Origin of the sequence: Cupriavidus sp. HMR-1, assembly GCF_000319775.1 — a bacterium.
Taxonomy (GTDB): Bacteria; Pseudomonadota; Gammaproteobacteria; order Burkholderiales; family Burkholderiaceae; genus Cupriavidus; species Cupriavidus metallidurans.
This window is the reverse complement of sequence record NZ_ANKP01000143.1, coordinates 1-8,155: the sequence shown is the minus strand read 5'-3', so window position 1 is coordinate 8,155 and position 8,155 is coordinate 1. Positions and strand designations below refer to the sequence as shown.

Sequence of the window (8,155 nt, the reverse complement as noted above, 5' to 3'; positions counted from 1 at the left end):
GGTGGGGGCGGGTAGGGCGGGTGGGACGCACTTGCATTCTCCTTCAGGGGGCATATTGGAAACAAGTGTGTCTAGCATGACACCAAAGTGTCCTTAGTGCAACCGAGTTGCCGGGTGGGTCCATCGGGCCGTAAAATCGCGGACCGATGGATGCGCCGGTTCAGGCGCGCACAAACCTCGATTCCGGGATGAGCAAAAAGCAAAAAGTGGAACCCGTGGCGGCCGAGCCGAGCATTGCCGAGCGGCTGGCCGAGCTGCGCAAACTCAACGGCCTGACGCTCGAAGAACTGGCGCAACGCGCGTCACTGACCAAGAGCTACCTGTCCAAGCTGGAGCGGGGACTGTCGTCGCCGACCATTGGCACTGTGCTCAAGCTGGCCGATGCGCTGGGCGTGACGGTGGATCAGCTCATCACGCGGTCGTCGCGAGCCAACGAGATTCTTCATATCCGGGCGGCGGACCGGATTCCTTTCAGCCCTTCCACGGAGCGCCTTGGCTATACCTACGAGGCCATTGCGACCGAACGGCCCGACAAGGCGATGCAGCCGTTCATCATGGTGCCGCCGTTCACGCTGGAAGAAGGCCAGCCCATGGCGAGCCATGCGGGAGAGGAACTGATCTTCGTCGTTTCGGGCGAGATGGAGGTCCTGTTCGATGACCGTACCGTGCGCATGAGCGCTGGCGATTCGCTGTATTTCAACGCTTCCATTCCGCACCGGTCACGTTCGCTGGGGCGGATTCAGGCACAGGCCCTGGTAGTCGTCAGCGATCGCAAGAAGGCGTGACGCGAAGGCGAACCCTCGCGGAGGCTGACTTTCGCTCCAGGCAACAACGGATCACGTAGTTCTGCAATTCACTTGCCGCGCCGTACCTCTGGCCCTATGATTTCATGACACAGTGTGTCATATAGGAAATTTTAAGGGTATGGAGGAAACCGTGAGTCAGACCTCAGACCGCAGCGTCGAAGCCACTGCGCCGTCGTGGCGTGGTGTTGTCCGCTTTCTTCACAAAACGCCAAGGGCTTTCCTGCCGATGCTGCCCTTTCCGGAGATCACCCTCGTCGCTGGCAAGGGTATCGAAGGGGATCGCTACATGATCGGCAACGAGGCAGGGTTCTACTCTCACAAGCCTGAAGAGGGCCGGCAGGTCACGCTGTTCGAACTGGAAACGCTCGAGGCGCTGGCCCGGGATGCCAAGGTCGTGTTGCATCCCGAGGAACACCGCCGGAACGTCACGGTAGAGGGCGTGCCTCTCAATCACCTCGTGGGGCGCCGGTTCTGGCTTGGCGACACGTTGCTGGAAGCCACTCGCCTGTCCACGCCATGCCGTCACCTGGAGGAAATCCTGGGCAAGGCTGTCTTCGATCCGCTCGTTCATCGCTCGGGTCTCAACTGCAAGATACTCAGCGGCGGTGTGGTCCGTATTGGCGATGTAGTGAGGCCAGCCTGATGGCGGCCCGGCCCATCAAGACCGTCTCGGTGGTGGTGTCCGCCATCGACGAGCCACTGCCCGGCGTCAAGCGGTTCGTCCTCAGCGACCAGGACCACTGGCCATTGCCGCCTTTCACCCCCGGCGCGCATATCGACCTGCATCTCGGAGGCGGCCTGGTGCGCACGTACTCGCTGTGCAACGCGCCTTCGGACAGGAACCGGTATGTCATCGCCGTGAAGCACGAGGTGGCGGGGCGAGGGGGATCGGCCTTCGTGCACGAGCGGCTCGATGTCGGGGCGTCGGTCGGGGTGTCGCTGCCCAGAGGTGGCATCCGCACCACGGATACGGGGATGAACGTCTTCATCGCAGGCGGGATAGGTGTGACGCCGTTTATCTCGACGATCCGCGATCTCGAACTGCGGGGCCAGACGAACTACGTGTTGCACTGGTCCAGCGCGGGGGCGCCATCGCTCGTCGACATGCTGGGCGACGCCATCGCGGCGGGCAGGGTCCGGCTGTACGACACGCGCGTCGAAACCGCGCCGGATATGGACGCGATTCTGAATGCGTGCGATGAGAACGCCAAAGCCTATTGCTGCGGTCCGGTGAGGATGCTTGACGCTTTCGAGCGGATCGTTGAAGGCTGGCCGGACGCCCGCAAGCACGTCGAGCGCTTCACGCCGCCCAAACCGGTGGACGATACCGACGCGGCGCCCTATACCGTGGTGCTGGCAAGGAGCGGGAAGGAGGCGACCGTCGAGCCAAATGTCGGGCTGGTCGGAACGCTGGAGGCACTTGGGGCGGACGTGTCCGTGTCTTGCGGAGGCGGCGTTTGTGGCGCGTGCAGGACGACCTGGCTGGAAGGCCCGCCGATTCATCGGGACCGGGTCCTGTCGCCGGAGGAGCGCGCCCAGGACGTCATGGTCTGTGTGGCCGGATGCGCGGGGTCACGTCTGGTGCTGGATCTGTAGGGGCTGCCGTTGCACCCTTGGGCCTGTGCCCGTGCATGGTTTCGGTTTTCGCCGGATCCCATTCCGTCCTGTGTCGTGATAGCATTTGTCCTATGACAATGCTGCGGCGGGAGTGGCATGTCCGCTCACCGCTGATATCCCGATATGCGCCGAGGCCCGGGCCATGCACACAGATTCCCCTGATTCCCCTGATTCCCCAGACACCGCACATCCGACGCAGCCGCTCCACGACCTGCACAACCGCTGGCCACAGGCCGAGTCCGTGGAGGACTTCCGTCACAACCTCGCAGCGGTTCATGCGCGCATCGCGGCGGCCTGTCACCGCGTTGGCCGTGATCCTGCCGGTGTGCGGCTGTTGCCCGTCAGCAAGACCAAGCCGGAGGCGAGCATTCGTCTGGCCCATGCGGCCGGCTGCCGTCTGCTCGGTGAAAACAAGCCGCAGGAGGCCTACCGAAAGTGGGAGGCGCTGGCGGATCTGGAAGACCTGCAGTGGTCGGTGATTGGCCACCTGCAAACCAACAAGGCCAAGCTCGTGGCGCGTTTCGCAACCGAGTTCCAGGCGCTGGACAGCCTGCGCGTGGCCGAGGCACTGGACCGACGTCTGCAGATCGAGGGCAGGGCGCTCGATGTGTTTGTGCAGGTCAACACGTCCGGCGAGGCGAGCAAATTTGGTCTGCATCCCGATGAGGTGCCGGGATTTCTGCGCGCGCTGCCTGCGTTCTCCGGCTTGCGCGTGCGCGGGCTCATGACGCTGGCGCTGCTGTCGGCGGAAGCCGAGCGGGTACGCCAGTGCTTCGTGCTGCTGCGCGAGCTTCGCGAGCGGCTACGGCAGGATGCGCCCGTCGGCATCGGGCTCGAGGCGCTTTCGATGGGTATGTCCGGGGATTTCGAGATTGCTATCGAGGAAGGCGCCACGGTCGTGCGTGTTGGTCAGGCAATTTTTGGCGCCAGATCTACGCCCGATAGCCATTACTGGCCAGAGGCGGAGGAGGGCGACTCTACAATGAGTGCTGCTCGCTCCGGCCTTCAAGACGAACGTTGATGGCACACGCTGAATTGCATCGCAAGGGAATGATCCATGTCTGCTGAGACAGATTCCGGGGACGCGCTGCGTCCCATCTTCATGGACGTTGTGTCCGTACAGTCGCAGGTGGTCTATGGCCATGTTGGCAACAACGTGGCGTTGCCAACGCTGCGTGCGCATGGCCTGAACGTGGCCGCCGTGCCGACGGTCATGTTCAGCAACACCCCTCACTACCCGACGCTGCACGGTGGGGCGCTACCCACCGACTGGTTCGGGGGATATCTAAGCGACCTGTCGGCCCGTGGCGCGCTCCAGCGCCTGAAAGCCATCCTGGTCGGCTATCTCGGCAATCCGGAGCAGGTGGCCGTGCTATCCCGCTGGATCAATCAGGTGTTGGCCGAGTACCCGGATGTGCAGGTGATCGTCGACCCGGTGATCGGTGACCATGACACCGGGATCTATGTCGCGGATGGCATGGTCGAGGCCGTGCGCGAACTGCTTCTGCCGCTGGCGCATGGACTCACGCCGAACGATTTCGAACTCGGGCATCTGAGCGGCCGTTCCGCCGACAGCGTCGAGCAGGTCGTCGCCGCCGCGCGCAGCCTGTTGACCGATCGCGTGCAATGGATGGTAGTCACCAGCGCGGCCCCCGGCACATGGGGACACGACGACATGAAACTGCTCATCGTCACCCGGGACGATGCGCAGGTGCTGAGCCATCCCCGCATCCCGGTGTCGCCCAAGGGCACCGGAGACCTGTTCAGCGCGAAGTTGACCGCGCGGCTATTGGAAGGAATGCCGCTGGCCGAGGCCGCTGCAAGCGCCAGCGACCACGTGGTGACCGCTCTGGAAGCCACCCGTCGCGCGCAAAGCCTGGAGCTTCAATTGCCATCGAACCCCTGTACCACGCATCGAGAGTGATCCGATGAAAACGTATCGACTCAACATCTGGCGCCATGACAGGCTGCTGGGCCATTTCGACTCCGGCACGCCGTGGGCCGCGGAGGCCGTCAAGGACGTTGCGGGCCGCCTGGGTGCTGCGGATGGCTATCGACTCGAGTTGCTTGTGGCAACGGATGAGCGTCGTGTGGTGGAAAGCGGCCCCGGTGGCGTGCGGGTGCTCGGCATCGAGCCGCTGTTCGTCAAGACCTCCCTGGACGAGCACGTCCAGGGCTGAAATCGGTCAGATGCGTGGGGCGGTTGTGGGGTGATCGTGGGGCGATTGAGGAGCGATTGCGGGACGATTCAGCCGCGGCTGGCAATTGCCTGACCCAGCCGCACCGGCTGTCCGACCTGCCAGTCAGGATGGTATTGCCATGCCGATCCCGGCATCAGCAACACGATCGTCGAGCCGAGCTGGAAGTGCCCCATCTCCACACCCTGGAGCAGATCCTTCAGTTGAGGTGCGGTAGCGCCGTCGGCGTAGTGCCACTCCGAGACTTGCCCGGATCGCTTGGGCTCCACCAGGCCATGCCAGACCGTGGCGATGCGCCCGACGATGGCCGCGCCCACGAGCACCAGCGCAAAGACGCCGTGCTGCGGATGCTCGAACCAGCAAACCAGACGCTCATTGATGGCGAGCAGTCCGTCGATGCCTTCAACGATATCTGGCCTGACGGAGTACAGCTTGCCGGGCACATGACGCATGCCCAGCAGGCGCCCATCGCACGGCATGTGAATCCGGTGGTAGTTGCGGGGGCTCAGATACACCGTGGAAAAGCACCCACCCTCCAGCTGTTTCGCGAGGGCGGCATCCCCCAGCAACGCGGTGGCGCTGTAGGCATGTTGCTTGGCATGGATCATCTGGCCGGCTTCGACGCGCCCAATCTGGCTGATCGTGCCGTCCACCGGGCTGGTCCAGTCTGCTGCGGCGATCGGGCGCGCGCCGGGGCGCAACGCGCGGATAAAGAACTCGTTGAACGTCGGATAGGTGGTGAGGTCGCTGACCAATGCCTCATCGAGGTCGATCTTGTGCCGGCGCACGAACGTGCGGATCAGGTACTGGGCGAGCCAGGGCTGACGGCAATCCGCCAGTTGACCTGCGATACGGGTCAGCAGGTGTAGCGGGGCGAGGCGTTGCAGCAGGACCGAAAAGGACATGGAGGCGGGCGTTGGGGCGACCCGGTGCAACGCATCGGGCCGCTGATTGTTTCATGGGGCAGAATTCTAATGTGGAACGATCCCGTTTGTACTGTTTGTACCGTTTCTGCCAGGTATCGTCGCGAGGTGCCGTTGTTACGGCAGGGAATCACTGTATTGCCACCGTGGTGACGGCGATCTACCCAAGGCTGCGCCTGATGTCCTGCGCCAGCCGTTCGCATTGTGCCGGTTCGATGGCGGAAATCGTGATGCGCAGGCCCCGCACGCCATCCTGCACGGAGAAAACGCTCCCTTGCCGGACCAGCCAGCCTTGCCGGGCCAGTGCCAGGGCGATGGCCTGGTCGTCGCACTGCAAGGGCACCCAGAGGTTGAAGCCATCGCCCTGCGCCATGTGCCCGATGCCCTGAGCGTCCAGCGCCTGCTCCATCGCCTGCCGGCGTCGGGCGTAGTCGTTCCGGGCCTTGTCGATCAGCCTGATGGTCTCGGGGCGGGTGACGGTGACCTCGACGATGTCCTGCAGAAGGTGGCTGACCCAGCTTGTTCCCGGCGCCAGGCACAAGCGTAGCTGCCGGGATGTGGCCACGTCGCTGGCAACCGCGGCGACGCGAAGATCGGGGCCCAGTGCCTTGGTGAAGGACCGCACCACGGCCCAGCGATAGGTGCTGCGAGGAATCACCGGGTGGTAGGCGGCACCAGAGAGCAGGGCGAAATGGTCGTCGACGATCACCGGCACATTGGGATGCTTTGCCAGTAATCGCGAGATTGCCCGCGCCCGCTTCTCGCTCAGGCAGCAGCCCGTTGGATTGTGCGCGCGCGGCGTCAGGATGACAGCCTGAGCCCCCTTGGCAAGGGCGTTTGCCAGACCTTCTGCCTGAATGCCTTCCGCATCCACGGGCACGCCGATCGGCTGCAGCCCGATGGCGCGCAGCGTGTTGATGCTGCTCAGGAAGCAGGGATTTTCGACCGCTACCTTGTCCCCAGCCACCAGATACGCGTTGAGCAGCCGCTCGATCGCATCGACGGCGCCATGCGCCAGATTGACTTCGAAAGGCGCGGGGCAGTCGGGCTCGAACCATTTCCGTACATACGCTTCCAGTCCGGCATTGACGGTGGGTTCGCCATAGAGCCGCGGCTTGTAGGGGCGACTCTTCAGCGCGGCCGAGATATCCGGCAGCCACTCGATATTTGGATTGCCACTGGCAAGATCGGTCAGGGGGCTGCCCGCCAGCGTGCCTTCCTGCTCACCCGGTTCGTACTGGTCGCGGATGATCGTGCCAAGCCGCCCCTGCGTTACGGCAATGCCCGCCATGGCGAGGCGCTTGTAGGCCGCGGCCACCGTGTTCCGATTGATGCCCAGTTCCAGGGCCAGGTCGCGTACGGGGGGAAGAGACGTTCCGGGGAGCAGTTGCCGGGACTGCGTCAGGGTGCGTACACAGTCGAAGATCTCCGCGGCGGTCTTGCCGTGTATTTTCATTGGGTGCCAGGACAGTCGATGTGTGCGGGAAAGCCAGGATTCATCTGGCCCGATCCAGTCCGATCTGGCCCGAAGGCGTCATTCTGACATGCCCGGACACTTGGCAGGTATGCCAATCCAGCGATTGGCATAGGGCAAAAAACGGTGATGCGGTGGAATCGGGGACGCCGGATTGAAGCGGGATCCGCACCGCATTCGCGGCGGTGGCTCCGCCCCGGCGCGCCGCGCGGATGCTCCACACCGATCCGTCGTTGGAGCCGCCAAAGGAACTTGCCGCCCTCCGCCGGGTCCATTGTTGCGGTCGGTTACAATGCTGTGCCGCAATATCACAATTCTCAGGCTGATGCCGCAGTTGTACCGTATCAGTCACAAGAAATGTGATTTTTATCCGCTTTTCACGCCCCCGATTTGATGCGTTTCGTCCTCTTCCTGCTGACTGCCTTGTGCCTGTCCGCGCTGTCGTTCTCGGCAGCGGCGAACGTGCGCTCGGCCGTGCCGAAGGTGGTAGCGGCGAAAGCGGAAGCGGCGAAGGTCGAGGTGGCCATACCCGATTACGATGCGAGGCTCGCCACCGGCGACGATCTCGCGCAGCTTGCCCTGCCGGGAGATCCCGACTTCGGTGACGAGGCGGAATTCGATGACGGTCCGCCGCCGGGGTACTGCAATATCTGGTCGGCTGATCTGCTCGATCCGCTCGATCTTTTCGACGCGGTCGACGAGACCAGCGCGTTATTCATCCTTCCCGCATTCCAGCTTGCGCAATCCGTCGATGTCGTGCTGCCCACGCTCACGGAACGCGGCAAGTTCCAGTCCGAAGGCCAGTTCCGGCCGCCCAGACCCTTCGTCTGATCGCTCAGGCCGCCGTCCGTGCTGACTGCACGCACGGTGCGCCTTCATTGCCCCTGAGCCCACACACTTCCGTGACGCTTGCCGTCGCGGTCTGACGCCATGCGTGCCCGCCTGCCGAACGATGTTCGGTGGCGGGGCGTGTGACGGGAAACGTGTGTGTAGGCACCGGGGCAGTCGTACCGTTCGACCGATCCTGACATGAAGACCAAGAAAACGTTGACTTGGGCCGCCGCGCTGTCGTTGATGAGCGCGCCGACCTGGGCCGCGCAGCCCGTGCCGGCCGGCGTTACCGCCGCCCCCGGGGCT

The 8,155-nt window shown here is 63.9% G+C and carries 9 protein-coding genes; 7 read left to right on the top strand and 2 right to left on the bottom strand.

Going from position 1 to position 8,155, the window contains the following annotated elements:
• The first annotated feature begins 146 nt into the window (after positions 1-146).
• The 6 genes from D769_RS17805 to D769_RS17780 all read left to right on the top strand — a co-directional run bounded on the left by D769_RS17805 (position 147) and on the right by D769_RS17780 (position 4,603).
• Positions 147-785: an XRE family transcriptional regulator gene (locus D769_RS17805; protein ID WP_008647707.1), complete on the top strand. Its 639-nt coding sequence runs from the start codon at positions 147-149 to the stop codon at positions 783-785.
• A 151-nt stretch (positions 786-936) separates the two neighbouring features.
• The gene (locus tag D769_RS17800) at positions 937-1,449 is read left to right on the top strand and encodes an MOSC domain-containing protein (protein ID WP_035883233.1); all 513 of its coding nucleotides are present in this window, start codon (positions 937-939) and stop codon (positions 1,447-1,449) included.
• On the top strand, positions 1,449-2,402 hold the full coding sequence (locus tag D769_RS17795) for a PDR/VanB family oxidoreductase (RefSeq protein ID WP_008647702.1): 954 nt from the start codon (positions 1,449-1,451) through the stop codon (positions 2,400-2,402). The genes D769_RS17800 and D769_RS17795 overlap by 1 nt, the downstream gene beginning before the upstream one ends.
• A 163-nt stretch (positions 2,403-2,565) precedes the next feature.
• Positions 2,566-3,444 carry a YggS family pyridoxal phosphate-dependent enzyme gene (locus D769_RS17790; protein ID WP_008647699.1) on the top strand — a complete coding sequence of 293 codons (879 nt, stop codon included), beginning with the start codon at positions 2,566-2,568 and terminating at the stop codon, positions 3,442-3,444.
• Positions 3,445-3,480: 36 nt separating this feature from the next.
• A complete protein-coding gene (pdxK, locus tag D769_RS17785; RefSeq protein ID WP_008647696.1) occupies positions 3,481-4,347 on the top strand; it encodes a pyridoxine/pyridoxal/pyridoxamine kinase in 867 nt (288 codons plus the stop codon).
• Positions 4,348-4,351: 4 nt separating this feature from the next.
• On the top strand, positions 4,352-4,603 hold the full coding sequence (locus D769_RS17780; protein ID WP_008647694.1) for a hypothetical protein: 252 nt from the start codon (positions 4,352-4,354) through the stop codon (positions 4,601-4,603).
• Between the two features lie 68 nt (positions 4,604-4,671).
• On the opposite strand, the gene asd is transcribed toward D769_RS17780, so the two are convergent.
• The gene (gene asd / locus D769_RS17775) at positions 4,672-5,526 is read right to left on the bottom strand and encodes an archaetidylserine decarboxylase (protein WP_008647693.1); all 855 of its coding nucleotides are present in this window, start codon (positions 5,524-5,526) and stop codon (positions 4,672-4,674) included.
• Between the two features lie 178 nt (positions 5,527-5,704).
• On the bottom strand, positions 5,705-7,000 hold the full coding sequence (gene ptsJ, locus D769_RS17770; RefSeq protein WP_008647691.1) for a transcriptional regulator PtsJ: 1,296 nt from the start codon (positions 6,998-7,000) through the stop codon (positions 5,705-5,707).
• Positions 7,001-7,411: 411 nt separating this feature from the next.
• Here ptsJ and D769_RS17765 point away from each other — a divergent pair, with 411 nt between their 5' ends.
• Positions 7,412-7,849 carry a hypothetical protein gene (locus tag D769_RS17765; protein ID WP_008647690.1) on the top strand — a complete coding sequence of 146 codons (438 nt, stop codon included), beginning with the start codon at positions 7,412-7,414 and terminating at the stop codon, positions 7,847-7,849.
• Positions 7,850-8,155 lie beyond the last annotated feature (306 nt).

What these genes read in the sequence shown, in the direction of transcription:
- D769_RS17765 (WP_008647690.1), top strand. Translation starts at nt 7,412, where the DNA reads ATGCGTTTCGTCCTCTTCCTGCTGACTGCCTTGTGCCTGTCCGCGCTG.
- D769_RS17805 (WP_008647707.1), top strand. Translation starts at nt 147, where the DNA reads ATGGATGCGCCGGTTCAGGCGCGCACAAACCTCGATTCCGGGATGAGC.
- asd (WP_008647693.1), bottom strand. Translation starts at nt 5,526, where the DNA reads ATGTCCTTTTCGGTCCTGCTGCAACGCCTCGCCCCGCTACACCTGCTG.
- pdxK (WP_008647696.1), top strand. Translation starts at nt 3,481, where the DNA reads ATGTCTGCTGAGACAGATTCCGGGGACGCGCTGCGTCCCATCTTCATG.
- ptsJ (WP_008647691.1), bottom strand. Translation starts at nt 7,000, where the DNA reads ATGAAAATACACGGCAAGACCGCCGCGGAGATCTTCGACTGTGTACGC.
- D769_RS17780 (WP_008647694.1), top strand. Translation starts at nt 4,352, where the DNA reads ATGAAAACGTATCGACTCAACATCTGGCGCCATGACAGGCTGCTGGGC.
- D769_RS17795 (WP_008647702.1), top strand. Translation starts at nt 1,449, where the DNA reads ATGGCGGCCCGGCCCATCAAGACCGTCTCGGTGGTGGTGTCCGCCATC.
- D769_RS17790 (WP_008647699.1), top strand. Translation starts at nt 2,566, where the DNA reads ATGCACACAGATTCCCCTGATTCCCCTGATTCCCCAGACACCGCACAT.